The 24,743-nt window shown below is 60.8% G+C and carries 25 protein-coding genes; 11 read left to right on the plus strand and 14 right to left on the minus strand.

The genetic code is table 11. The annotated features are described in order from the left end of the window. Window positions 1-16: 16 nt before the first annotated feature. The gene (locus N6H05_RS24265; protein WP_502958950.1) at window positions 17-823 is read right to left on the minus strand and encodes a hypothetical protein; all 807 of its coding nucleotides are present in this window, start codon (window positions 821-823) and stop codon (window positions 17-19) included. Between the two features lie 291 nt (window positions 824-1,114). On the opposite strand from N6H05_RS24265, the gene N6H05_RS24270 reads away from it, so the two are divergent. The 4 genes from N6H05_RS24270 (at window position 1,115) to rfbD (ending at window position 4,262) form a co-directional block, all read left to right on the plus strand. Further along, window positions 1,115-1,777: an acyltransferase gene (locus N6H05_RS24270; protein WP_284112052.1), complete on the plus strand. Its 663-nt coding sequence runs from the start codon at window positions 1,115-1,117 to the stop codon at window positions 1,775-1,777. Between the two features lie 186 nt (window positions 1,778-1,963). Then, the gene (rfbA, locus tag N6H05_RS24275; protein WP_284112053.1) at window positions 1,964-2,866 is read left to right on the plus strand and encodes a glucose-1-phosphate thymidylyltransferase RfbA; all 903 of its coding nucleotides are present in this window, start codon (window positions 1,964-1,966) and stop codon (window positions 2,864-2,866) included. After that, window positions 2,863-3,408, plus strand: a complete 546-nt coding sequence (rfbC, locus tag N6H05_RS24280) for a dTDP-4-dehydrorhamnose 3,5-epimerase (RefSeq protein ID WP_284112054.1) — start codon at window positions 2,863-2,865, stop codon at window positions 3,406-3,408. The genes rfbA and rfbC overlap by 4 nt, the downstream gene beginning before the upstream one ends. After that, on the plus strand, window positions 3,405-4,262 hold the full coding sequence (gene rfbD / locus N6H05_RS24285) for a dTDP-4-dehydrorhamnose reductase (protein WP_284112055.1): 858 nt from the start codon (window positions 3,405-3,407) through the stop codon (window positions 4,260-4,262). Before rfbC ends, rfbD begins: the two co-directional genes overlap by 4 nt. A 45-nt stretch (window positions 4,263-4,307) precedes the next feature. Here rfbD and N6H05_RS24290 read toward each other — a convergent pair whose 3' ends face one another. From N6H05_RS24290 to N6H05_RS24305, 4 genes are all read right to left on the minus strand, one after another. After that, window positions 4,308-5,381, minus strand: a complete 1,074-nt coding sequence (locus N6H05_RS24290; RefSeq protein WP_284112056.1) for a glycosyltransferase — start codon at window positions 5,379-5,381, stop codon at window positions 4,308-4,310. Between the two features lie 164 nt (window positions 5,382-5,545). After that, window positions 5,546-6,196, minus strand: a complete 651-nt coding sequence (locus tag N6H05_RS24295; protein WP_284112057.1) for an ABC transporter ATP-binding protein — start codon at window positions 6,194-6,196, stop codon at window positions 5,546-5,548. Beyond that, complete coding sequence (locus tag N6H05_RS24300; protein WP_284112058.1) at window positions 6,193-6,999, minus strand: ABC transporter permease; 807 nt, start codon at window positions 6,997-6,999, stop codon at window positions 6,193-6,195. Before N6H05_RS24300 ends, N6H05_RS24295 begins: the two co-directional genes overlap by 4 nt. After that, window positions 6,999-8,102: a KpsE/RkpR family capsule polysaccharide export protein gene (locus N6H05_RS24305; RefSeq protein WP_284112059.1), complete on the minus strand. Its 1,104-nt coding sequence runs from the start codon at window positions 8,100-8,102 to the stop codon at window positions 6,999-7,001. The genes N6H05_RS24300 and N6H05_RS24305 overlap by 1 nt, the downstream gene beginning before the upstream one ends. A gap of 183 nt (window positions 8,103-8,285) precedes the next feature. Between N6H05_RS24305 and N6H05_RS24310 the strand changes: the two genes are divergently transcribed. The 4 genes from N6H05_RS24310 (at window position 8,286) to N6H05_RS24325 (ending at window position 12,889) form a co-directional block, all read left to right on the plus strand. Then, window positions 8,286-9,596: a UDP-glucose dehydrogenase family protein gene (locus N6H05_RS24310; RefSeq protein WP_284112060.1), complete on the plus strand. Its 1,311-nt coding sequence runs from the start codon at window positions 8,286-8,288 to the stop codon at window positions 9,594-9,596. A 31-nt stretch (window positions 9,597-9,627) separates the two neighbouring features. After that, window positions 9,628-10,662, plus strand: coding sequence for a GDP-mannose 4,6-dehydratase (gene gmd, locus N6H05_RS24315; protein ID WP_284112062.1), 1,035 nt, complete (start codon window positions 9,628-9,630; stop codon window positions 10,660-10,662). 10 nt (window positions 10,663-10,672) lie between these two features. Then, window positions 10,673-11,578, plus strand: coding sequence for an NAD-dependent epimerase/dehydratase family protein (locus N6H05_RS24320; protein ID WP_284112063.1), 906 nt, complete (start codon window positions 10,673-10,675; stop codon window positions 11,576-11,578). A 114-nt stretch (window positions 11,579-11,692) separates the two neighbouring features. Further along, window positions 11,693-12,889, plus strand: a complete 1,197-nt coding sequence (locus N6H05_RS24325; protein ID WP_284112064.1) for a polysaccharide biosynthesis/export family protein — start codon at window positions 11,693-11,695, stop codon at window positions 12,887-12,889. Window positions 12,890-12,959: 70 nt separating this feature from the next. On the opposite strand, the gene N6H05_RS24330 is transcribed toward N6H05_RS24325, so the two are convergent. The 8 genes from N6H05_RS24330 to N6H05_RS24365 form a co-directional block, all read right to left on the minus strand. Further along, complete coding sequence (locus tag N6H05_RS24330; RefSeq protein WP_284112065.1) at window positions 12,960-14,030, minus strand: mannose-1-phosphate guanylyltransferase/mannose-6-phosphate isomerase; 1,071 nt, start codon at window positions 14,028-14,030, stop codon at window positions 12,960-12,962. A gap of 85 nt (window positions 14,031-14,115) precedes the next feature. Further along, window positions 14,116-15,396 (minus strand): capsule polysaccharide biogenesis protein, encoded by a 1,281-nt coding sequence (locus tag N6H05_RS24335; RefSeq protein ID WP_284112066.1) that lies wholly within the window; start codon window positions 15,394-15,396, stop codon window positions 14,116-14,118. Beyond that, complete coding sequence (locus tag N6H05_RS24340; RefSeq protein WP_284112067.1) at window positions 15,389-17,032, minus strand: capsular polysaccharide export protein, LipB/KpsS family; 1,644 nt, start codon at window positions 17,030-17,032, stop codon at window positions 15,389-15,391. The genes N6H05_RS24335 and N6H05_RS24340 overlap by 8 nt, the downstream gene beginning before the upstream one ends. Before the next feature lie 131 nt (window positions 17,033-17,163). After that, on the minus strand, window positions 17,164-18,459 hold the full coding sequence (locus tag N6H05_RS24345; protein ID WP_284112068.1) for a glycosyltransferase family 4 protein: 1,296 nt from the start codon (window positions 18,457-18,459) through the stop codon (window positions 17,164-17,166). Window position 18,460: 1 nt separating this feature from the next. Then, entirely contained in the window at window positions 18,461-18,901 is a 441-nt protein-coding gene (locus tag N6H05_RS24350) for an HIT family protein (protein ID WP_284112069.1), read from the minus strand. A 9-nt stretch (window positions 18,902-18,910) separates the two neighbouring features. Continuing rightward, window positions 18,911-19,546 (minus strand): CoA transferase subunit B, encoded by a 636-nt coding sequence (locus tag N6H05_RS24355; protein ID WP_004210374.1) that lies wholly within the window; start codon window positions 19,544-19,546, stop codon window positions 18,911-18,913. Window positions 19,547-19,548: 2 nt separating this feature from the next. Further along, a complete protein-coding gene (locus N6H05_RS24360) occupies window positions 19,549-20,445 on the minus strand; it encodes an HAD family acid phosphatase (RefSeq protein WP_284112070.1) in 897 nt (298 codons plus the stop codon). Next, complete coding sequence (locus tag N6H05_RS24365) at window positions 20,445-21,155, minus strand: CoA transferase subunit A (protein WP_048936425.1); 711 nt, start codon at window positions 21,153-21,155, stop codon at window positions 20,445-20,447. Before N6H05_RS24365 ends, N6H05_RS24360 begins: the two co-directional genes overlap by 1 nt. A gap of 88 nt (window positions 21,156-21,243) precedes the next feature. Here N6H05_RS24365 and N6H05_RS24370 point away from each other — a divergent pair, with 88 nt between their 5' ends. Next, on the plus strand, window positions 21,244-22,128 hold the full coding sequence (locus N6H05_RS24370) for a LysR family transcriptional regulator (RefSeq protein WP_284112071.1): 885 nt from the start codon (window positions 21,244-21,246) through the stop codon (window positions 22,126-22,128). A gap of 463 nt (window positions 22,129-22,591) precedes the next feature. Here the strand turns inward: N6H05_RS24370 and thiS are convergent, their stop codons facing one another. Next, window positions 22,592-23,593, minus strand: coding sequence for a sulfur carrier protein ThiS (gene thiS / locus N6H05_RS24375; protein WP_099233311.1), 1,002 nt, complete (start codon window positions 23,591-23,593; stop codon window positions 22,592-22,594). A 131-nt stretch (window positions 23,594-23,724) separates the two neighbouring features. Here thiS and aroQ point away from each other — a divergent pair, with 131 nt between their 5' ends. Together aroQ and accB are read left to right on the plus strand one after the other, a co-directional pair. Continuing rightward, window positions 23,725-24,165, plus strand: a complete 441-nt coding sequence (gene aroQ / locus N6H05_RS24380; RefSeq protein WP_010335659.1) for a type II 3-dehydroquinate dehydratase — start codon at window positions 23,725-23,727, stop codon at window positions 24,163-24,165. A gap of 83 nt (window positions 24,166-24,248) precedes the next feature. Then, a complete protein-coding gene (accB, locus tag N6H05_RS24385) occupies window positions 24,249-24,737 on the plus strand; it encodes an acetyl-CoA carboxylase biotin carboxyl carrier protein (protein WP_004210355.1) in 489 nt (162 codons plus the stop codon). The last annotated feature ends 6 nt before the right edge of the window (window positions 24,738-24,743 follow it).

The raw sequence follows: 24,743 nt of genomic DNA on the forward strand, positions 1-24,743 counted from the left end.
CCTCCCCCACAGCCCGTCATTGGGGCTGATTTGTCAAATAAACCTCGCGCGACGCGCGCACGATCTTGTCGCCCGCTCGCACGAAATATTTGGATGTGTAGTGGGAATCATCGGCCAAGGCCCGCTCGAAGCCGAAGGCAGATATATGGCCGGTCGGATCAAGGAAGCCGACCGTCTCCTGCTCATCGGCAATCTCCTGCAGCACCTCCGCGATGAGTTGACGGCTGGGATTGACGCCCTTGAACGGCCCGGTGTCGACGAAATGGCCGATCAGCAATACCGGCTTGCCAATAGCGACAATCAGCTTTTCAACCGAATCCTTAAGGTCATCACGCGACATGCTGTAAAACTGGCGGCTTTTCATGACATCCAGCAATAATGGATCACTCTCCGCCAGCAACAACTCACCTTCCTCGGGTAGAGCCGTGCCGCCTACGATGGCACTATATGGCACCCCCATCTCCAATCCGGCCGCGAGCAGCCGATCACGGACGCGATTCACCTGCAGCACCCAGCCGTCATATACGGCATAGCGCAAAGACGAGATTTCCACGCCAATGACATCCGCTTCGCCGTAATGTGCGGCGAACAGGTCATCGGCACCCGCCAGCGTTGACGTATCCTGAATGCTGACCAGGTCGCCAATCTCAGCGGGGGGCACGCGCTCACGCCGCAGGATCGAAAGCGCCTGAACCATCTCCTGCGGCGTATGCATGAAGCCGAAAGTAGGGTCCAGCATATGGACGATCCGTCCTTCACGATGCATCGCCCTAATGGGCTCATGCACACGACAAGTGCCGAAGACGCCTACTTTCAGTACCATTTTTACCTCTTATGATCGGCTTTCTCAACCAGCATCATTTGCGCTCTCAGCCGCAATATTTCGTGCCTATAAACTAAAGCAAAGTTTGATAGGCAGGATCATGAAATGTCAAGCAGCGAGGACCGCACGAATATCGCCCGCCCCTCGCCCGACGTCCGCAGAGATATCATCATAGATCGCCGTGGAAATGAGCCAGTATCACCTATCAACGGCTTGAAAAGCATGAAAACTTGCCGCTCGAAGGGAGGGGTGCTATTCTGGCCGCATTCAAAATAAAATGGCAGGGCACGCATGCAAGACAGCGGCAAGAACAATAAAATTGAAATACTTGGATCATCAAAAGTAAATGGTGAAATAAAAGGAAACAATAATATTGTAAAAATTGGAGAGAGCCTGAAACTGGATTTGTCACTTAATATTTCTGGCTCGAACAATCGCGTTATCATTGGCCGTAAATTTGTTGCCAAGCGCCTAACTATAACCGTCGGCAATCACAACCCTGCCAACAATGTCACCGTCGAGATCGGTGAGGACTGCTCGACCGAAGCAGATTGCCGGTTTTATGTGTACAATAGCGGAAATACGTTAAAAATTGGCAACGAATGCATGTTCTCCAATTCGATCGTTCTTAGAACTGGAGAATCGCCCCACCTAATTTTCGACGACATTACTGGTGATTATCTTGACACGAGTGGGCATGTCGAAATCGGTGACCATTGCTGGATCGGTGAAGGCGCCTATATAACCAAGCGCGCTACATTGCCCCGAGACACGATCGTCGCGGCACGTTCGGTCGTCACGCATCGCTTCAGCGAAGAAATGACGATGATCGCCGGCAATCCGGCATCCGTGAAACGACGCAACATTCGTTGGATTCGGAACCGCAACAAACTCGTCGAGGGCAGCCGCTTCAAGGCATCCTATGACGATTTCATCAAGAAGCATGAAGTGTAATCGAACCGAGACATTCTCAAAGTAGGTGAACACAGATAGCGAGCGGGACAATGCAATGACGACAAGCTCCATGCCCTACAATGTCGTTCTTCCATTGCCCATTTGGTCGATTCATCAACAAGCCGATGCAATCGACTGGTACGGCGCTTGCCTTCACCTGCCCCAACCACTAGACATCTGCCCGTCATGATATTGGGAGGCATAGTGCGCAAGGGAATAATATTGGCCGGCGGATCCGGCACTCGCCTTTATCCGCTGACAAAAGGCGTCTCAAAGCAGCTTATGCCGGTCTATGACAAGCCGATGATATACTATCCGCTGTCGATCCTTATGCTTTCAGGCATAAGAGAAATATTGATTATCACCACGCCACATGATGCCCCCGCCTTCCAGGCGCTGCTGGGCGATGGCGCCCAATTCGGTATTTCCCTGTCCTATGCGATTCAGCCGGACCCCGGCGGACTGGCGCAAGCCTATCAGATCGGCGCCGATTTCATCGGAGATTCTCCGTCGACCCTGGTTCTGGGCGACAATATTTTCTACGGTCACGGACTGAGCGACCTGCTTGAGCGCGCCAGCCTGCGCGATCATGGCGCCACCGTGTTCGGCTATTATGTCAACGATCCGACGGCTTACGGCGTGGTATCCTTCGACAAGGATGGTCGTGCCGACAGCATTGAGGAAAAGCCCGCACATCCCAAGTCGAATTATGCCGTCACCGGCCTCTATTTCTACGATGGACGCGCCGTCGATTTTGCCAGCTCGCTCAAACCCTCGCCGCGGGGCGAACTGGAAATCACCGATCTCAACCGCCTCTATCTTGAGGAAGGCTCACTTTCGGTCGAGATCATGGGTCGCGGCTATGCCTGGCTCGACACTGGGACGCATGGCTCCCTGCTGGACGCCGCGCTCTATGTTCGCGTGACGGAAGAGCGGCAAGGCCTCAAAATTTGCTGCCCGGAAGAAATTGCGTGGCGCCAAGGTTTTATCGACGATGCGATGCTGGAACAGGTCGCCTCTCCGCTGCGCAAAAGCGGCTATGGCAATTATCTCATGGGACTGTTGCAGGGTAAGGGCGCAATGCAATGAAGGTCATCGAAACCGCCATCTCCGGCCCTCTCATCATCGAACCCAGCGTCTTTGGCGACGATCGCGGCTTCTTCATGGAAAGCTGGAATGCCGACAGCTTTGCGGCCGTCGGGCTGGATTGGAAATTCGTTCAGGACAACCATAGCCGATCGGCCAAGGGGGTGTTGCGCGGCCTGCATTTCCAGAACCCCAATCCCCAGGGCAAGCTGGTACGCGTCGTGTCCGGCCGGGTGTGGGACGTCGCGGTCGATATCCGTCGATCGAGCCCAACCTTCGGCAAATGGGTTGGCGTTGAATTGTCAGCGGCCAACAAGCGCATGTTCTGGGTTCCCGAAGGCTTTGCACACGGCTTCGTCAGCCTCGAAGATGGAACCGATTTCCTCTATAAATGCACCGGCCGCTATGATCCGACATCCGAACAGTCCCTGCTTTGGAATGATCCGACCGTAGGCATTGAATGGCCACTGGAAGGGATTACCCCGCAATTGTCTGGCAAGGATCAACAGGGCCAGTCCCTCGCTGACATCAAGGCCTTCGCATGAAAGCGCTCATCGTCGGCAGCAAGGGGCAACTTGGCCGCGCCCTGCAGTCCACGGCGCCAGCCGGGGTGGAATTATTCTGTGTCGATGTTGATGAACTCGACATCACCCGTCCCGATCTGGTGAATGAATGGGTCGACCGGGTAAAGCCGGACATCCTGTTCAATGCAGCGGCCTACACCGCGGTCGACAAGGCCGAACAGGATGAAGAAACGGCATTGGCGATCAACGGTACGGCCGTCGGCACGCTGGCCGATGCTGCCGGTCGAATCGGCGCCAGGTTCGTCCATGTTTCAACCGATTTCGTCTTCGACGGCACTGCAGGGACGCCTTATACGCCCGACGCTCCGGCTAACCCGCTCAGCGCCTATGGCCGTACCAAATTGGTTGGCGAGCAATTGGCAGGCGAAAATGCGATCATCGTGCGCACGGCCTGGGTCTACGCTCCCGTCGGCAACAATTTTGTGCGCACCATGCTCCGCTTGATGAGCGAGCGACCTGAAGTACGCGTCGTCGCCGATCAGATCGGAACGCCCACTTATGCGCCAGCCTTGGCCGAAGCGCTCTGGCGTCTGGTCGCGGCTCAAGCTCAGGGCCTATATCATTACACCGATAGCGGCGTCGCCAGTTGGTATGATTTCGCCGTCGCCATTCAGGAAGAAGGCATGGCTGCCGGCCTTCTAGCCCAGGCCGCCAAAGTCGTGCCCATCAATACAGCCGACTTTCCCACCCCCGCGCACCGACCTTCCTATTCGGTCCTGGACAAGAGCCGTACGTTCGACATCATCGGCGGTCCTGCCCCCCATTGGCGCGACCATCTTCGCCGGATGATCGCGGAGATTAAGACCAACGGATAATTGCCATGGATCGCTCTGCGATATGAGCGATCCATGATCTCAATCTCAGTTGGTACGACGATCGTCGGCGAACGAGGCGATCTGGATATCCAACGCCGCAATCAGAGCATCAAAACTCGCCGTCCAATCCGAATTTACTGCCGATATCAGCGGTTCGGGTTGCGCGAGCGCGTCCTTCATGGCTGCGATCATCGCCGTCGGCGCATCAGAGCCAAAATAGCTCAGCCCGTCCCGCGCCAGTTCGCGGAATACCGGCAGGTCGCGCGCCAGTACCCGGCGACCATATCCCAGAGCCTCAACCACCGGCAAACCGAAGCCCTCACCATAAGAGGGGACGACGACCAGTTGCGCTCTGCGATATAACTCTGCCAGCAATTCGTCGGATGCATCATTGAGCCAATGAAAGCCCTGACCGCGAGCAGGATGATCGAGCATCCGTCGCTGCAATGCTTCCGTCCGCCAGCCTGGCCGCCCGACCAGCACGAGGTCCGGCACCTCTTCCGCGCATTCGTTTCGCCACTGGTCGAATGCCGCCAGCAACACATCATGCCCCTTGCGGGGCTCGATTGTGCCCACCATCAGGATTGTTGGCCGCCGCTCCATCGCATCGATGATGACCTGTCCGGCAGCGTCCAAGCCACCGCTGGGCCTGCTCCCCGCAATGTCTCCGGACAAGGGCAGATGCGCCAGGCGCAACATACCTACAGCACCTTGCCGCCGTTCCTGCATCAGGCTTCGCATATCGAAGACCACCTGTTTCGATATGCACAAGGCCAGATCGGCATAGCGCAGCACGACGCGAATCCAGCGATCGAAATTGCGGACCGTACTTGGCGGAAACCAGTCCGGCGCGCGCAGCGGCAACAGATCGTAGATGGTGATTGCAATCACCGCCCCCCGCTGCTTCCAGCGAGCAAGCTGGCGACGGTGTCGCCACAACCTGTGCGCTGCAAGGTCCAGGCCAAGGAAAATATCGCCGCTGCCGATCTCTACCAGCGGCGCCTCTGGCAAAGGCAAACCAATATTCTCGCCATCGATCGCGGCTACGCAATAGCCGCGCCTTGCGGTCGCAACCACCGGCACGACCGCATAGCCCTCCAGAGGAGTTGCCTCCAACAAGTGCCAAAGCGCCCGGACCACCCGCTGGATACCAGTGCCAGCATCATGTTGCGCAATGGTCGAAAGATCAACGATTAGCCGCCTGCTCGAGGGGGCAGGTGCACCCGTCCGTGCAAAGCTGATCGCCGCTGCCAGGCGGCGCCAACCCCACCCGAAAACTGCCATCAGGCGTACCGATGATAATAGACATAGGCTTCGTCCACGTCGTCGAAGCTTATCAGTTCGCCATTCTTGAGGACGGCCGCCTTCTGACAATGCTGCCGCACATAGTCAGCATTGTGCGATACCAGAAAGATCGATCGATTGGCGCGCTTGACGAACAATTCCTCGTGGCATCGATCACGAAAACGATCGTCACCGACCGCGACAACTTCGTCGATCAGATAGCAATCAAAATCCACGACTAGCGAAATCCCGAAACCCAATCGCGCGCGCATGCCTGCGGAATAGGTCCCGATCGGTTCGAACATATATTTGCCGAGTTCTGCAAAATCCTCCACCCGGGGCAGCGCAGCCTCTGGGTCAATCTCGTAGATCCGGCAGATGAAACGCAGATTGTCGAAGCCAGTCAGCGAATGCTGGAAGGCCCCGGAGAAGGCCAATGGCCAGGACACAGACATATCGCGCAACACCCGTCCCTTTGACGGTTCTTCCACCCCGCCCAGCAACCGGATCAAGGTCGATTTGCCAGCACCGTTGCGACCAAGAATACCAACCCGCTCGCCCTTTTCGACGGTCAGATTGACATTCTTCAGAATCTCGGCCCGCCCACTGCGGGTCTTGTAATATTTACTGACGTTATCGAGCTTGATCATTGCGGTACGATATGCCGTTTGGCGTTGCGCAGTTCGACCAAGCCAAAAAAGGTCAGGACCATATTCCAGCTGATCAAATACATCGGACTGTACATCGCCGTGAAATGCGATCCAAAAAACCCGTCTCTAACCCATTCGACGCCATGGATCATCGGCACATACATTAGATAGGGCCGCATGGTGGCCGGCGCCGCTTCCGCCAGCCAGGCAGCGCCGGAAAATGGGAACATGAGATAGGTAAAGGGATGGAAGAATTTATCGACCAATTCCGAACGAAGCGAGAAGGCTCCCAGGAACATCCCCATTGCCATGCCGAACCAGGCAAGCGCCAGCCAGCCCTCCAGTACCAGATAGGGGTTTTCCGGTGCGCTGACCCAACCGATCGCCGAAAAGAAGATCGACAGTACGAAGAAGGAAACACCCACGCCGAGTACTTCCAGCAGGATGCGCGCGACCAGAATGTCCAGCGCCTTCACATTCCGGTGGTACATCAGCGACAGATTGGGCTCGATCGCGCCGATCGATCGCGAAGGAATGTTCCGCCAGACCAGCACACTCGAATAGCCAGTGACCGCAAAGGCGGCGATCGGCAAGTCCGAGCCATGGACATTGCGGAACGCGGTCCACACCAGAGTGACACCAATCGTGAAGACCATCGGCTCCACGAACAGCCACAGGAAACCGATATTGTGCCGCCCATAGCGCGTGAGCATCTCGCGAAGGATCAGTGCTGTCACGATCCGCCGCTGGATCGCCCAGGAGCGCCGCAGAGAGGTCTGCGGTATCTGATCTTCGCCTTCCATCAGTCCGTATGCTCGCGCACGCCTGCCAGAAGCATCGACATCACGCCCCAGAAGAGCAGTCCGACCACGAAGACATTGAGGATGCCGCGTATCCGCTTCGGCCCTGACCGATGGTCCGGCAGATTGGGTTCAACGATGCGCTCCACATAAGCGCGCTTGCGCCGCGCTTCGTTCCGCGCTTCCTGCAATGAGGAAATCGCAGCCGCCAGTTCCTTGTCGGCCAGCGCACTTTCCAGTTGGAGCCTCTGGAACTGGACTGCAGACGCCGCCAGCGACTTTTGATCGCCGGCAATCAGCCCCAGTTGCGCATTGATTTCCTTGCCCAGTTCGTCAATCCGCGTCCGCAGGACCGGAATTTGTGGATTCTGGGGAGTCAGCGATCTCAGCTGAACCAATTGGGTCTTGGTCGCAATCATCTCATCCTGCAGCTTGGAAATCATCTGCAACTGGACGGTAGCCTGCTTTTCCGGATCGACAATCCCTTCGCGGTTGCGGAAAGTCGACAATGCAATTGCGGCCTTGCGGGCCTGATCCTTCGCATCCTGCAGCTCTGTAGTGGCATAGCTGATCAAGTCTTCGCGCCCACGCGCGTTCATCCGATTGACCAGCTGTTCCGCCTGCTCCAGCAGCTGCAGATTGATTTTCTGGGCATCAGCAGGCGTATAGGCCTTGACCTCAAGCGTCGTGATGCTCGCCGCAGAATCATATTTTACGGTGACCATTTCATCGTAATAATCGAACAGCCGATCCCGGCCGCCGCCCCATCCAAAGGCGTTAAAACGATCTAAAAGGGCGATGGAAGGACGCGTATAAGCGTGAAGAACCGCATCATTCTTATTGAGCGCCTGAAGCGCATCACGCGACTTGATGTAATCATTGGCTGCGAAGGCTTCTTCGGACGCAGCGGAAAAGCCCGTCGCCTTGAAAAGTGCGCCAAGCCCGGTCTGCTGCTGCTTTTCAGAGCTTTGCACGACAAAACGGGATTCGGACGTATATATGTCCGAACGCAAAGAGAGATATATCGCGGCAACGACGGTTGGAACGAGCACCGTGGCAACAAAAAGTACCGGGAGCCCACCAATCTTCTCGGGAACTTTGATCATCAACTATCTTAATCTCTCAGTTTGTTCGGGTGGTACGCTGTGCCCCTGCCAATGTCCAGCGCTTTGCCATGGTGTTGCAGCGCAGCGAAATTTTACTAATTGGGCTTGTCAAATTCTCAGATTGACTTGTATTCACGACCCTGAGTGAAATCCAAAACGCTAAATGATTAGGAAGATCGGCCCATGAAAATCACGATGATCGGCACCGGTTATGTCGGCTTGGTTTCTGGGGCGTGCTTTGCAGACTTTGGGCATGATGTCGTTTGCGTTGACAAGGACACGGCAAAGATCAGCGCAATCGAAGCTGGCCGTATGCCGATCTATGAGCCGGGCCTGGATCAACTGGTGGGTTCCAATGCCGCCGCAGGCCGCCTGACCTTCACCACCGATCTGGCCGAAGGCGTCAAGGGCGCGGACGCCATATTCATCGCGGTCGGCACGCCCTCGCGGCGCGGGGACGGCCATGCCGATCTGTCCTACGTCTATGCCGCAGCCAAGGAAATCGTCGAGGCCCTCGACGGTCCTGCCGTAATCGTGACCAAGTCGACGGTACCGGTCGGAACCGGCGACGAAGTGGAACGGATTGCGCGCGAACTGCGGCCGGATCTCGACATTCAGATCGTATCCAATCCCGAATTCCTGCGCGAAGGCGCCGCGATCGGCGACTTCAAACGCCCTGATCGCGTCGTTGTCGGCACGACCGGCAGCGAACGGGCCATCGCCGTGATGAGCCAGATCTATCGCCCGCTCAACCTCAACCAGGCACCGTTGATGTTCACCGGCCGCCGAACCGCCGAACTCATCAAATATGCTGCCAACGCCTTCCTCGCGACCAAGATCACCTTCATTAACGAAATGGCGGATCTGTGCGAAGCGGTTGGCGCCGAGGTGCAGGACGTCTCGCGCGGCATCGGCCTCGACAACCGCATCGGCTCCAAATTCCTGCATGCCGGCCCCGGCTATGGCGGCTCCTGCTTTCCCAAGGACACCCTTGCCCTGGTCAAGACCGGTCAGGATTATGACACCCCGATCCGGATCGTTGAGACCGTGGTTCAGGTGAACGACCTGCGCAAGCGCGCCATGGGACGCAAGATTGTCAAGGCTCTGGGGGGCGATGCACGGGGCAAGACGGTGGCGCTGCTGGGCCTGACCTTCAAGCCGAACACCGACGACATGCGTGACGCACCGAGCCTCGCCATCGTCCAGGCATTGGAAGATGCGGGCGCCAGGGTTGTCGCCTATGATCCCGAAGGCATGCACATTGCCGCCCCGATGGTCCCGGGTGTGACGATGGTGAAGTCGGCTTATGAAGCAGCAGCCGGCGCCGATGCGCTGGTACTGGTTACCGAATGGGACGCTTTCCGTGCGCTTGATCTCCCCCGCCTCGCCGCTTCGATGAATGCGCCGACTTTGGTCGATCTGCGGAACATCTACCCCGTAGCCGAAGCACAGGCCGCTGGTTTTACCCTTTCGCGCGTTGGCAGTGCCGCCTAAGAACGACATCAAATTTCATAGAATGTCACATATGCTTCGCGCGATCATTACCGGTATTACAGGCCAGGACGGCGCCTATCTGGCGGAATTCCTTCTTGGAAAGGGCTATGAGGTCTATGGCTGCTTTCGTCGGACGAGTTCCGCGAATTTCTGGCGCATAGAAGAACTCGGCCTGATGGATCATGAACGGCTCCATCTGGTCGAACATGATGTGACAGACCTGTCTGCCTCGATCCGCCTCCTGCAACAAACCGGTGCGGGCGAAGTATATAATCTTGCCGCACAGAGTTTTGTTGGCGTCTCGTTCGAACAGCCGATCGCCACCGCCAACATCACCGGCCTTGGCGTGCTCAACCTGCTGGAAGCCATCCGGATCGTGAATCCGGCGATCCGCTTCTATCAGGCCAGCACATCGGAAATGTTCGGCAAGGTCCAGGCCAGCCCGCAGAACGAAACCACCCCCTTCTACCCGCGCAGCCCCTATGGCGTCGCAAAGCTGTTTGCCCATTGGACGACCATAAATTATCGGGAAAGCTACGGCATCTTCGGATGCAGCGGCATTCTGTTCAATCATGAAAGTCCGTTGCGCGGCAAGGAATTCGTGACCCGCAAGATCAGCGATGCGGTCGCCCGGATCGCCCTGGGCCAGTTGGACTGCGTCCATGTGGGCAATCTGGATGCGGAACGGGACTGGGGCTTTGCGCGGGAATATGTCGCCGGCATGTGGCAGATGCTGCAGGTCGACGAACCCGATACCTATGTGCTGGCGACCGGACGGACGGTTGCGGTACGCAGCTTTGTCGAACTGGCGTTTGCCGCAGCCGGCATCACCGTCGCATTCCAGGGACAGGGGCAGGAAGAGACCGCCGTCGACACCCGAACGGGCAAGACTGTGCTGCGCGTCGATCCGCGCTTTTACCGTCCCGCGGAAGTCGACCATCTGATCGGCGATGCCCGCCTCGCACGCGAAAAACTCGGCTGGGCACCGGAAACATCGCTCGAAACATTGTGCAATATGATGGTCGACGCCGATCTGCGGCGCAACAAGACCGGCTACAGCTTCTGAGCCGGCAGACATGAGCCGCGCTCTCATCACCGGCGCCAGCGGATTTACCGGCCATTATCTGGTCAAGGCCCTTCAAGCGGCCGGACACGAAGTTCACGCGACGGTACAGGATGCCAGCGGTGCGGACGCGCGGGGTTTGACCTTCGTGCATGGCTGCGACCTTACCGATGCAGAGGCCTGCCAAAGGCTGGTCGATCAGGTGCGGCCGGAGCTTGTAGCGCATCTCGCAGCGGTCTCTTTCGTGGCTCATGCCGACCCGTCCGAAATGTATCGGACCAATATTCTGGGCACCCGCAACCTTCTTGCGGCATTGGCCCAGACGTCGACCCGCCCGTCAGCGGTCCTGGTCTCCAGCAGTGCCAACATCTATGGCAATCGCTCGGAAGGCATTCTGGACGAAACAGCACCGGTGCAGCCCGCCAATGACTATGGCGTGACCAAAGCCGCGACCGAGATGGTGTGCAGCATCTACGCTGATCGGTTGCCCCTGATCGTCAGCCGCCCGTTCAACTATACCGGGGCGGGGCAGTCCCCCCGCTTTCTGATTCCGAAAATCATTGACCATGCGCGCCGGCAGGCCTGGGATATCCCATTGGGCAACATCGCAATCGCACGCGATTTTTCGGATGTGCGGACCGTGGTCGATGCCTATTGCCGTCTGCTGGCAGAGCCTCAGGCGATCGGCGGGACATTCCAGATCTGTTCGGGCCAGGCCGTATCGCTGGAACAGATATTGGCGATGGTCGAAAGATTGGCGGACGGGCGCTTTACGGTCCGCGTCAACCCGGATCTGGTCCGTGCGAACGAGGTCATTTCGCTCTGCGGCACACCGGCGCACATCGAATCCGTGATCGGCCCGCTGAAATCTGTCCCGCTCATCGAGACGCTGGAATGGATGCTGCGACACCATGGCTGAGCAGACGCAGCGCTGTCCGCCCTAATATTGGGCTTGCAACTCCAGCCGCCCTGTTGTTGATGAACAGGAAACGGTCGAAGCGAAACGCCCAACCCATTGAACATTGGAAACTTTATGAAAAGTCTATCCTGTCGCGCGGTGCCGAAGGAACGATTCAGCGCGGCGGCGCTCGCCCTCTTGCTGCTATCGACCTCGGCTTGCACCTCGGTAGGCCCTCGGACCGGTCATGTTCTCAAGGCTGCGGATAACAGTTCGCTTCAGGGCATCCAGATCGTCACGCTCGATCCGCTGACCGCCAATCATTACACTGTCCCGGCCGAACCGAGCTTCGCGGATACCCTGGGCACCGGCGAACCGGTCGGGCAGACGGTTGGCATTGGCGACACGCTCCAGATCACGATCTGGGAGGCACCGCCTGCCGTCCTTTTCAATCCCCCCTCCTCCAGCGCAGCAGCCGCTGCCGCCGGAGCCTCCGCGCCTGAAACCAGTCGCGGCACCGGTCTGCCGGAATATCTTGTCGGCTCGTCCGGCAGCATCTCGATCCCCTTTGCCGGTACTGTTCCGGTAACCGGTCGTAGCCCGGAGGCGATCGAGCGGGATATCACCGCGCGCCTGGTCAAGAAGGCCCACATCCCTCAGGTCAATGTGCGGATATCGCGCAACGCCTCCGCCAATGCCTCGATCGTCGGCGAAGTGGCGCAGAGCACCCGCATGCCGCTTACCCCGAAGGGGGAGACGATCCTGGACGGCCTTGCCGCTGCGGGCGGGACGCGCCAGCCGGTCAACAAGATGACCATTCAGATCACCCGCAAGGGTCAGGTTCACAGCATGCCACTGGAAAGCGTCATCCGCGATCCGAGGCAGAATGTCGTGCTGCTGTCCGGCGACGTGATCACGGCCTTCTATCAGCCTTACAGCTTCACAGCCCTGGGCGCTGCGGGCAAGAATGAAGAAATCAATTTCGAAGCCACCGGTATCACCCTGGCCCAGGCCCTTGGTCGACTGGGCGGCTTGCAGGATGCGCGTGCCGATCCCAAGGGCGTCTTCATCTTCCGCTGGGAAGCCCCCGCATCCGTACCCAATCGCGATGCGAATGTCGGCGTGGCCGCAGACGGCCGTATTCCGGTCATCTACCGCATCGACATGAAGGATCCCGGCACCTATTTCGCGATGCAGAACTTCCCCGTCCGCAACAGGGATGTCGTCTATATCGCCAACAGCACCACGGCCGAGTTCCAGCGCTTCGTTGGCATCATTGCCTCGACGGTCCTGCCGCTGATGTCGGTAAACAACGCCATCCAGGGCAATTAAGCCCTCTTGCCCGAACATGACAAAGCCGCCCTGCCGCCATTTCGGACGGCAGGGCGGCTTTTTGTTGACCTCAGGCCGGGCTTAGTTGGCTGAAGGCGTCGATCATCGCCTTGACGTCCTGCGACCGGTCGCGCGGCAACACCAGCACCACCTCTGCCGTCGAGATTACGATCGAATCCGTCACGCCGAGGGCGGCGATCGGCGGCCCGCCTGCCGACAGCAGCAAATTGCCCGAACTGTCCAGCGTGACCGCCGCACCCTGGATGCTGTTGCCATTCTCGTCGCGGGCCCGCACCGACCAGAGCGCATCCCAGGTGCCGACATCGGACCAGCCAATATCGACCGCCACGACCGCCACCCGGTCCGTCTTCTCCAACACCGCATAGTCGATCGAATCATTGGCACAGGACAGAAAATGCGCGGGTTCTGGCCGAACGATAATCCCTTCCTGGCTCGGTTCCGCCATGGCCCGCGCGATCGGCTCCGCCACCGCCGGAGCGTGTCGGGCCAGTTCATCCAGGAAATGCCTGGCCGTGAACAGGAAGATGCCGGCATTCCAATCATAACGGCCATCGGCCAGATATTGTTCGGCAACGGCAAGCGGCGGCTTTTCGACAAATTTGCTGACCTGGAACACCGAATGTTCCTCGCGGATCGGCTCGCCCTTTTCGATATAGCCATAGCCGGTAGCAGGATGATCAGGCTTGATCCCGAACGTGACCAAATGCCCCGCTTCGGCGATCGGCCGGGCATGGTCGAGATGACGATGAAACGCCTCTATGTCGGTAATGACATGGTCCGACGGCATCACCAGCATGAGGCCATCGCCCTCAGTCTGCACGATCCAGTGCGCGGCCATTGCGATCGCCGGCGCGGTATTGCGCCCCTCCGGCTCGATCAACAGGGCAGCCGGCTCGGCGCCGCTCTGCGCCAAAATGCCCTGTACCACGGCTAGATGCTGCTGTCCGGAAACCAGAATCGGTCCGCCAAAGCCACGTCGGCCATCAACCCGGCCGATTGTCTCATCCAGCATCGACCGGTCGCTTACCAGGGGCAGAAACTGCTTGGGAAGTGCCGGCCGCGACAGCGGCCACAACCGAGTTCCAGAGCCACCAATCAGGATTACAGGGTGAATTTGCATGCATGGTCCCAGGATTGTGCCCCATTGCGCGCACGCGCCAGGGCGAAGAAGGGTAGATTGTCGCGATGGCGCCGCTAACCGGAAATTATCGCAGGGCATATCCCGGCAGCGCCGAAGCCCGCGCAGGATGCGCGATAATCTTGGCTTTGGGATGCTCGATACGTTCCGACGTCAAACGGCGCACCGCATTTTCAACGAGCAGGCCAAGCCCCTCCTCGCTCAGCAAGCCACCGCGGATCAGGCAGCGGTCCATCAGCACTCTGCGGAAAGCCGAATAGAGCTTCATGTCCGGTTGGCGCGGCGCCTGCCAGAAATCATCTAGGCTGGACTGGTGAACGACCCCCGGCACCTTGTAGACGGCATGGCCCAGCACCACGACCGGCTTGCCGCTGTTGAGCGCCAATGTCCCCACCGTACTGTTGACGGTAATGACGCCCAGCGATTTCTGCACCACCTCGGCGATGTCCCAGTCGGCCAGATAGATCACCCGATCCTTCACCCCATAATGGGTCGCGAGACGGCGGGTGAGACGGTGCCAGGCCACCAGACCAGGATCGAGCGGGTGGCGCTTCACCACCAGCGAAACATGGGCCGGCGCATGCTGGGCAAAGCTCTTGATCACGAAACGCAATGCCGCCCGCATGTTGCCGAAGGGCGAATGCACGCGAATCTGATAATCCGAATTGAGCTGGAGCGGCAGGGTGAAATAGGGCTGATCCTTGATCGCCTCCCAGGCGGCATGCGATCGGCGCGCATCCCCTTGACTCACCACCAGCTTGCGACACCAGGCGACCGACTCCATCAGGAAACTGTGCGGCCGATGGGTTCGGTAGAATGGGAAATAGGGCCGCATGAATGCCGCGGCCAGGCCATTGCGCATCGTGTTGCGCGCGCGTGCCTGAAAAGTCGACGGCACTGGCGGCAGGCTGTCATCATAATCGGGCAGCTTGCGTGCCTGCTCCAGATACCAACGCGGATCAAGCGGCAGGGTCGAATTGCCGTTCACCCCATCATCCTGAAGCGTCAGGAAATCGGGCCGGATATAACCTTCCTCGACGACATGGACACGCAGGTTGCGCAGCCGCGCCATCCCATGCGCAGAGGCATGATAGGGACGACAATCGCCATAGAGGACCAGATCCGTGACGCCATGGTTGACGATGAAATCATCGAAGAACAATGGCCAGTTGCGGAACGTCCCGCGATAGTCCGTTGCCGGGCCGGGCCAGTCGACCTTGTCGCCGCCGTTGATGTTGATCCGCAACGCGGCATGCCCCCTGTCCCGAAGGGCTTGCGCCAGCATCGAAAAATAGGGGCCATGTGGTCCCTGAAGGAACAGAAATGTCTTGGACGATGGTTCAGCCATGAAGGAACTCAGCGGACAAGGTCATAAATCTTCGTAGCTTCCCCTGTAGCGCGCGCAGCCGAATGAGCCATGTCATCGGCGGCGTCGATCCACTGGCCATGCGGTCCACCATCAGTTCGGGGCCACAGGGCAAGCGCGTCACCGGATCGAGATAGCGAGGATAGAGAATGAGTGCGCCCGCGACAAGCTGATCCACATCCAGCAAACGCCCTCTTCGGGACGACGGTTTGGCCAGGTCGCGGGTCAGCCCCCAGCCGGCATAGAAGGGCATGCCATGCACCGTGACGGATCGACCGCGCATCAGCGCCTCGAAACCAGTCAGCGAGGAAAGGACATGGACTTCGTCTACCCGCTGCACCAGTTCCATCAATGGTGCGCCGCTGTCGATCGCGTCGGCATGTTCCAGTACCACCGTATCGCTCAGATGCCCCTTCCGATGTCCGGCCTGCACATCGGGATGAGGGCGATAGACGATCCAGGCATCCGGCTCCGCCTTGCGCACGCGGGCCAGAAAATCCAGATTGCCGCCGACGCCCGCTCCGCCCAGTTGGACTGACATGTCGTCATCGACCTGACCCACGGCCAGGACGGTCCGCCGGTCCGTCGGCAGATCGATCATCTGCCCAGCCTCCAGTCCATATTTGGTGACCCCCGCCGCGCAGACCCGATTGCGCAAGCGGCGCGCACGATCGACCAGGGCAGGCGTAAATATCTGGGTTGCGAGCAATGTCTCCAGATCGCTGGGGCTTCGGGCATTATAATAGATTCCGCTGCGATCGATCACCACGGAACCGGGCGGATGCAACCCTGCCCCCAGCCCACGCGATCGCAGGAACCCATCTTCCACCCGCGCGATCGAAACACCCTTGGCCGCTGCCTCGCTGGCCGTATCGGACGGCACACGGGACGGCCAGATCGCCAGCGCAGCTCCACGCTGGCGCGCGCGAGCCAAACCTCGGGCAGCCGACAGGAAGGGTGGGCTATCAAGCCCATCCCAGAGAAAATGCCGGATCGCCTCCCGTTTCCAGAAGGCCATGCCGCTGGCGGCCGCGATACCGCGATTGCCGTCGATATGACGGCGCCAGTCGGCCAGTTGCGCAACGACATGCTCGACATCGACCGGCACACCGGTAAAACAATCCCGATAGACCGCTGCCGCCAGCCTGTCGCGCGCTGCCGCGCGCAATCGTTCCGGCGCAAACCGATCACCATTAGCGCCAAAGACCGCCACGCCGAGCAGCCCCCCGATGATCGCCAGATCGTCTTCTGGCGGGGCATAGATGGCACGCGCCTGCGCTACCAATGCCCATGGGTCGCAACCGACCGGCAGAAAATGACCTATCTTTGCGCTGACGGCGGCACCACGCCGTGGCGCCAACGGCAGGATGCCAATCTGTCCAGCGACCAGACCGACACAGGCCTCCGCGGGGATCTCCACCCCTGCCCGCGCCACGATCTGCACCCCCTGTGGTCGATGCCCCCAGAAATCGCCACCGACCCGCGCCGCTGCAATCATGTCGAACAATGTATCGGGAATAGCCGCGACCGACGCACCGGCAGCCGGATGGCTGATCGCCGCCACATCCGAATCAATGCCCGGAAAGGGAGGAGAACGCAGGAACGGCATAACGGTCACAGAGCGTCGCGCTCCACCTGAGACATCTGTCCCACTCGCCTTTTCCACCAACCCCCGGTCACATATCCCCCTGATCCGGCACGCGGTCATCTTCTCGACCGGATCAGTCATGATCGCCGGGCGATTGCAGGTCAAGGAACAGAAGCTGTCACGTCTTCCAATAGCTGCGCCACTATGTCGAAATAGTCACGCCAGGTCGGCGCATGCCATCCGCCGATCCGCGCGAGTTGCGCCGCACGCTGCGGCGAATCTGCTGCGGCATAGGCGTGGATCATCCGCATCCAGCCTATGCCATCGAGTGGATCGATATAGTCGGGCGCATCCCCGCCCACCTCGCGATGGGCCGAAATGTCACTGCAGATCACCGGAACACCAGCGCACAGCGCCTCAACCACCGGCATGCCGAACCCTTCGGCAAAGGACGGCATCAGCATCGCCCGCGCGCCCGCAACCAAATCCTGCATCTGGTTGTCGGGCAGTTCGCCTGCCTCGACCACATGGCCGCGCAGCGCCTCGCCCCGCTCCAGCATGTCGATGACATTCTCATTTTCCCAGCCGCGCCGGCCGATCAGCACCAGCATCGGCGCCGCCTCGCCCAGCTCGTCCACCATCCGTCGCCAGATGTTGAGCAGCAGCAGATGGTTTTTCCGCGGCTCGATGGTCGACAGATAGACGAAATAGGGGCGCTGCGGGATCGTCGTGCCGGACCCGCCGAAAATATCCGGCGGATCGGCTCCGAAATGGGCGACGCATGTCTGGCGATCGGTCAGGCCGCTGGACAGATGCGGTTCCAGCGCGTCCAGCGTCGCCTGGCTGTTGCCGATGATCCCGGCGGCATAGAGGTCGATGCTGCGCAGCCGGCGACGATGCTCGTCCGCGCCCTGCGGCCGGGCAAATTCGGGATGGCTCAGCGGGATGACGTCATGCACAAGCGTGACGAATTTCGCACCCTCCGCGCGCAAAATCGCACCGACCTGCGCCGCATCGTCCAGATGATGTGGCGACGCCTGCAGATAGATGCGCGGCGCCTTGGCCCTGGGCACCGGGCGTGGGCGCGTCGCAAACATGTGGCGGATCACCGCGGCCCGTTCCGTGCGCTCGCCCGGAGAATCTACATTGCGCCATTTCGCTGCGGTGAAGGCCAGGAACTGCCGCACGGCGGATATGTTCAGCCGCCCATAATAGCCGCCGGCGGGATGGACGGCGGCGAAAGCCAGCCGATCGGGCATCCGCGCCAGCAATTCGCGGGCATAGACATATTCGACCCGGTCGATGCCGGTCGGGGTCGGGTGAAAGGCGCGCGAAAGCAGGCGCGAGATGTCGAGGATCACCTCGGCCCCGCCCCGGTCGCCGGTCAGATAGCTGTTGGCCGGCTTGGACCGCAGCGCCAGCCGCGCGCCCGGCGCCTTGAAGGGTTTGAGTGCCACGTCAGAACTGCGCGCGAATCTCTTCGGCCAGCGCCGCCAGCGCATCCTTGTCCGCCTGTGCGCCCACGCCATGGGCGACAAAGCCCTTGGGATCACCCTCCCAACGCGGCAGGATATGGACGTGCAGGTGAAAGATCGTCTGGCCCGCCGGCGCGCCGTTATACTGGGCGATCTGGATACCGTCGGGGTTCAGCGCCTTGCGGATGGCGGTGGCGACCTTCTTGGTGGTCGCCATCACCTCACCCAGCGCCTCATCCTCCATCTCCAGCAGGTTGCGCGCCTTGGACCATTTGGAAATGACCAGCGCATGGCCCCGCGTCTGTGGCATGATGTCGAGGAAGGCGAAGGTATTCTCGTCCTCGTACAGCTTGGTCGACGGGATCTTGCCCTGCAGGATCAGGGCAAAGATATTGGCTTCGTCATAGGTGCCGTCGAGGCTCATGAAACGCCCTTAGCTGATATAATGGGCGGTCGTCTTAGCAGCGACTTCCTCGGCGGTCACGCCCGGCGCCAGTTCCACCAGTTTGAACGGGCTGTCATGGTCGGGACGCTGGAACACGCACAGGTCCGTGACGATCATGTCGACCACATTCTTGCCGGTCAGCGGCAGAGTGCAGGCCGGGATGAACTTGGGATCGCCATTTTTGGACGTATGCTCCATCACCACGATGATCTTCTTGACGCCGGCGACCAGGTCCATCGCGCCGCCCATGCCCTTGATCATCTTGCCGGGGATCATCCAGTTGGCGATGTCGCCATTCTCGGCCACTTCCATCGCGCCAAGAACGGTCAGGTCGATATGCCCACCGCGGATCATCGCGAAACTGTCGGACGAACTGAAATAGGCCGATTGCGGCAGTTCACTGATCGTCTGCTTGCCCGCGTTGATCAGGTCCGCATCCTCATCCCCCTCATAGGGGAAGGGACCGATGCCCAGCATGCCGTTTTCCGACTGCAGCGTCACTTCGACGCCATCGGGAATATGGTTCGCCACCAGCGTCGGAATGCCGATGCCCAGATTCACATAGAAGCCGTCCTCCAGCTCCTTCGCCGCACGCGCGGCCATCTCGTCACGGGTCCAGGCCATTATCACTTCTCCCCTTGGGCGGGCGGCGCCCACCTCTTGTCGGCAGGAAAAACATCGTCGAAGCCGCCCTTGAGGCCGCTGCCATAAACGGGGTTGGGCAGGACGAACCAACCCGCGCCCCAGAGTTTCGCGATTGCCGGGCCTTGGGCCGCGGCGCGCCGCGCCGGCACGCTCTGTCCGACATTGAACAGGTCGGTGAAATCGCCAAGCTGGTCGCCGCCCAGCGCGATCACGCAATAGTCACGCGAAATCGTCCAACGCCGGCCATCCTTGCGCGATCCCATCGCATCGTCGCCGGCCAGATACAGCGTCTGGCCATGCACCGCCTCGCCCAGCCCCGCCGCCTTGATCGCGCGCGCGGTCGCATCGGCATTGGCGGCCGAGCGGTTGGTGTTGAAGATCACGGTCACGCCCATCGCCCGCAGCGCGTTGAGGCCGCTGTCCGCACCGGGCACCGGGCCGACCGCGCCTTCGCCGGTCTTTTCCCACGCATCCCAGTCGGCGGCATCATAGCCCTTTCCGGTCTTCGCATCATGATATTCGAAGCCGCTGTTCAGCATCACCGTCTCGTCGACGTCGAACACGGCGGCGAAGGGCCGGTTGCCGCACGGCACATATTTGGGCGCATCCAGGCTCGCGCCTTCGGCCAGCACGACAGAATCGGCCGGCCGCGCCTTCACGACGGCGGCGGCATGGGCGACCAAAGCGGTCCAGGCCTGGCGCGACAGCGCCGCCGCCTCGCCCGATCCGTAGAGATATTGCATGCCCGCCGGCGGCACCGCCGGTCCGGTCGGCAGAACTGGCGCCGGGCCAGTCGCACTAGTCGTCGCGGTGGTGGTCGCACAGGCCGCCAGCGGCGCCAGCAACAGTGCCGGCGCAAGCCGCATCATCGTCGCCATCAGGCCGCGTCCCTCTGGCGCACGGTGCGGAACTCTATCTTCTTGTCATAGGGCGCGCCGACGATCATCCGCTTGACGTAGATGCCCGGCAGATGGATCGCATCGGGGTCCAGGCTGCCGACCGGCACCACTTCCTCCACCTCGGCGATACAGATCTTCGCCGCGGTCGCCATCGGCGCGTTGAAATTGCGCGCGGTCTTGCGGAAGATCAGGTTGCCGCTCTCGTCCGCCTTCCAGCCCTTGATGATCGCGACATCGGCGAAGATGCCGCGCTCCAATATATAGTCCTGGCCGTCGAAATTCTTCACTTCCTTGCCCTCGGCCACCGCCGTGCCGACGCCGGTCTTGGTGTAGAAGCCGGGAATGCCCGCCCCACCCGCGCGGCAGCGCTCGGCCAGCGTCCCCTGCGGGCAGAATTCCACCTCCAGCTCGCCGGCCAGATATTGCCGCTCGAACTCCTTGTTCTCGCCGACATAGGAGGAGATCATCTTCTTGACCTGGCGCGTGCGCAGCAGCTTGCCCAGCCCCTCGCCGTCGATGCCGGCATTGTTGCTGGCGATGGTCAGGTCCTTAACCCCCGAATCGCGGATCGCGTCGATCAGCCGCTCGGGGATGCCGCACAGGCCAAATCCGCCCGCGCACAGATGCATGCCGTCGAACAGCAGCCCCTCCAGCGCGGCGGCGGCATCGGGGTAGAGCTTCTTGGCCATCGGCATCCATCCTTTTGAAATTTCGGCGCAGACTAGGCAGGGCGACCGATCAATACCAATGATTTGTTTTTTCGGTTAAACCCAAACAATGTCTATCAATCGCATCGCCTTCTACCATCTCGAAACCCTGCTCTGGATCGCGCGGCTGGGCACTTTCGCGGCGGCGGCGGCGCGCCTCAACACCACCCAGCCGGCCATTTCCGCGCGGGTGCGCGAACTGGAAAGCCATCTGGGCACCGCGCTCTTCCGCCGTGAAGGACGGACGATGGCCCTCACCCCGGCCGGGCGCGAACTGGTGCGCGAGAGCGAACCGCTCTGGGCGCGTTTCCAGGGCGTGCTGATGGGGTGCAGCGACATATCCGGCGCGACCGGCATCATTCGCATCGGCGCGGGCGAGATCGCGGCCGCCAGTTGCCTGCCCGGCTTCGTTGCCCAACTCGGCCGCGACCTGCCCCATGTCAGTCTGGAGGTCGACATCGCGCTCACCGCCGACCTCATCCAGCAGCTCGCGTCCGGCCATGCCGACCTTGCCTTCGCGGCCGGCCGCATCGCCCATCCGATGCTGCGCACCGCGCCGATCGGCAGCGTCGACCTGCTCTGGCTCGCCAGTCCCGCAACCGTCGCGACCATGGAAGACGCCCGCCCGCCAATCTGGTCGCTCACCAACCTGTCGCCGCTCTACCGCATCATGAAGGACGCGATCGCCGCGTCGGACCTGGCCGATTGCCCGCTCAACCTGTGCAACAATGTCCGCACCATGATCGACATCGTGCTGGAAGGCGGCGGCATCGGCATCTTCCCCCAGCCGATGGCACGCCAGCAATTGGCCGAGGGGCGGCTGGTCCCGGTGCCCGGCGCCCCGCTCATGCCCCCGGTCGACTTCCACGTCGCCGTCCGCGCCGCCGAAGCCGACCCGCTGGTGCTCGCGATCTTCGACCGGGCCAGCCGTCTGGAGTTGCGGGGTGAAGAGTGAAGAACGAGGGATAGGATCGCGGTCAACCTGATCGGTTAAATAATGGACTTCCGGCCCTCCCTCACAACGTCATGCTGAACTTGTTTCAGCATCCATCCGGCCCAATAGTCCATTGGCCTGCTGGGACAAATGGACCCTGAAACAAGTTCAGGGTGACGGTGCTGTTAGCGACAGTTTCTGCCCCCCAACCGTGCTGTCCTACATGCGCCTCTTCTGATTTACTTTGGGGATGGGATATCCGCGCCCAAGCAACTGGCCATGCGCCGCCCAGGCGTCGCTTCACTGTCGCCTTCGTGTCGCGTCGCTGTCGCGTCGAACGCGCGCGATCGTGACCCGATTGTCGCGCGACTGTCGCTTCGCTGTCGCGTCGTGGGCGCATTCCCGGCGCATTGGCCCGGAATCAGCCCCACGACACTGTGAACTTCGACTGTCGCGTCAAATCTCGCGCCGCGACGCCCTGGAATCAGATCAGGCCGGCAAGCGGGCTCGACGGGTCGGCATACATGCGCTTGCCCATGCGGCCGGCGCGATAGGCCATGCGGCCGGCCTCGACGCCCGCCTTCATCGCCGCCGCCATCAGCACCGGGTCCTTCGCCTCGGCAATGGCGGTGTTCATCAGCACGCCGGTGCAGCCCAGTTCCATCGCCTGCGCCGCTTCCGACGCGGTGCCCACGCCCGCATCGACCAGCACCGGCAGCTTGGTGCCTTCCACGATCAGGCGGATCGTCACCTTGTTCTGGATACCCAGGCCCGACCCGATCGGCGCGCCCAGCGGCATGATCGCCACCGCGCCGGCATCCTCCAGCCGCTTGGCCGCGATCGGATCGTCAACGCAATAGACCATCGGCTTGAAGCCTTCCTTGGCCAGCACCTCGGTCGCGCGCAGCGTTTCCACCATATCCGGGTAGAGCGTCCGCGCTTCGCCCAGCACTTCCAGCTTCACCAGTTCCCAGCCGCCCGCCTCGCGCGCCAGGCGCAGGGTGCGGATCGCCTCCTCGCCGGTGAAGCAGCCGGCGGTGTTGGGCAGATAGGTGACCTTCTTGGGGTCGATATAGTCGGTCAGCATCGGCGCGTTCGGATCGGAGACGTTGACGCGACGCACCGCCACGGTGACGATTTCCGCGCCGGACGCGACCAGCGCGGCGGCATTCTGCTCGAAACTCTTATATTTGCCGGTGCCCACGATCAGGCGCGAACGGAAGGTCTTGCCCGCCACTGTCCAGCTGTCATCGTCAACCGCTGTGACGTCGCCACCACCAACAAAATGCACGATCTCCAGTTCGTCGCCGTCTTCAACCTTCACATCGGCCAGGGTCGAACGCGGCACCACTTCCAGATTGCGCTCCACCGCCACCTTCTCCGGCGCGAAGCCCAGCTCGCTCGCCAGCTCGGCCAAGGTCAGGCCATCGCGGATGCGGCGATGCTCGCCATTGATATGGATGGAGATGGTGCCGTCGATGCTCACTACATTATCCCGTTCGTGGCTGGAAACGTGTCTCGACTTGGCGCGACACGAAGGGCTAAAGATCAGCGCGCATATAGGGGCGGCGACGCCGCGCCCGCAACAGACAAGTCTCGACCGAATGGGGGATCGCCATGGCGGACACACGCAAAATCTACGTTCTCAACGGCCCGAACCTCAACATGCTCGGCACCCGCGAACCGGAAATCTACGGCTATGACACGCTGGACGACATTGCCGAGCGGATGGAGGACGCCGCCCACCGCGCCCATGTCGAGATCGATTTCCGCCAGTCCAATCATGAAGGCCATCTGGTCGACTGGGTGCAGGAGGCGCATCGCGAGGGTGCCCATGCCATCATCATGAATCCGGGCGCCTATACCCACACATCGATCGCGCTGCATGATGCGATCAAGAGCATCACCGTGCCAGTGATCGAGATCCACCTGTCCAACCCGCACGCGCGCGAAGCCTTCCGCCACAAATCCTATGTCGGCATGGCCGCCAAGGGCACGATCGCAGGCTTTGGCGCCATGTCCTACATGCTGGCGCTCGAAGCAGCCCTGGAACTGTAGAACGCACAAAAGTTGCGCTTTGGCGCAAATGAGCATAGGCGCTGGCCGCCAGAACGCATTTTGAAAGACGACAAGGGTCAAGCATGAACGACAAGCATGACAAGGGCGCGATGCAGGTGGACGTCACCCTGGTGCGCGAACTGGCAGCTTTGCTGGACGACACCAACCTGACCGAGATCGAGGTTGAAGACGGCGACCGCAAGATTCGCGTGGCGCGCAAGATCGGTGGCGGCGCCCCCATCTTCGCAGCGCCCGCTGCCGTAGCGGCACCCGTCGCTGCCCCGGCTGCGGCACCGGCCGCCGCCCCCGCCGCAGCGGCCGAACCCGCCCTGCCGGCCGGCAATGTGGTGAAGTCGCCAATCGTCGGCACCGCCTATCTGTCGGCCGAGCCGGGCGCCGCCCCCTTCGCGCGCGTCGGCGCGCAGGTGAAGGCCGGTGAAACCGTGCTGATCGTCGAGGCCATGAAGGTGATGAACGCGATTACCGCGCCCGTCGCCGGCACCGTCAAGGCCGTGCTGGTCGATAACGGCCAGCCGGTCGAATATGACCAGCCGCTGATCGTCATCGAATAAGGCCGC

Source organism: Sphingobium sp. WTD-1 (assembly GCF_030128825.1).
In the GTDB taxonomy this organism is placed as follows: Bacteria; Pseudomonadota; Alphaproteobacteria; order Sphingomonadales; family Sphingomonadaceae; genus Sphingobium.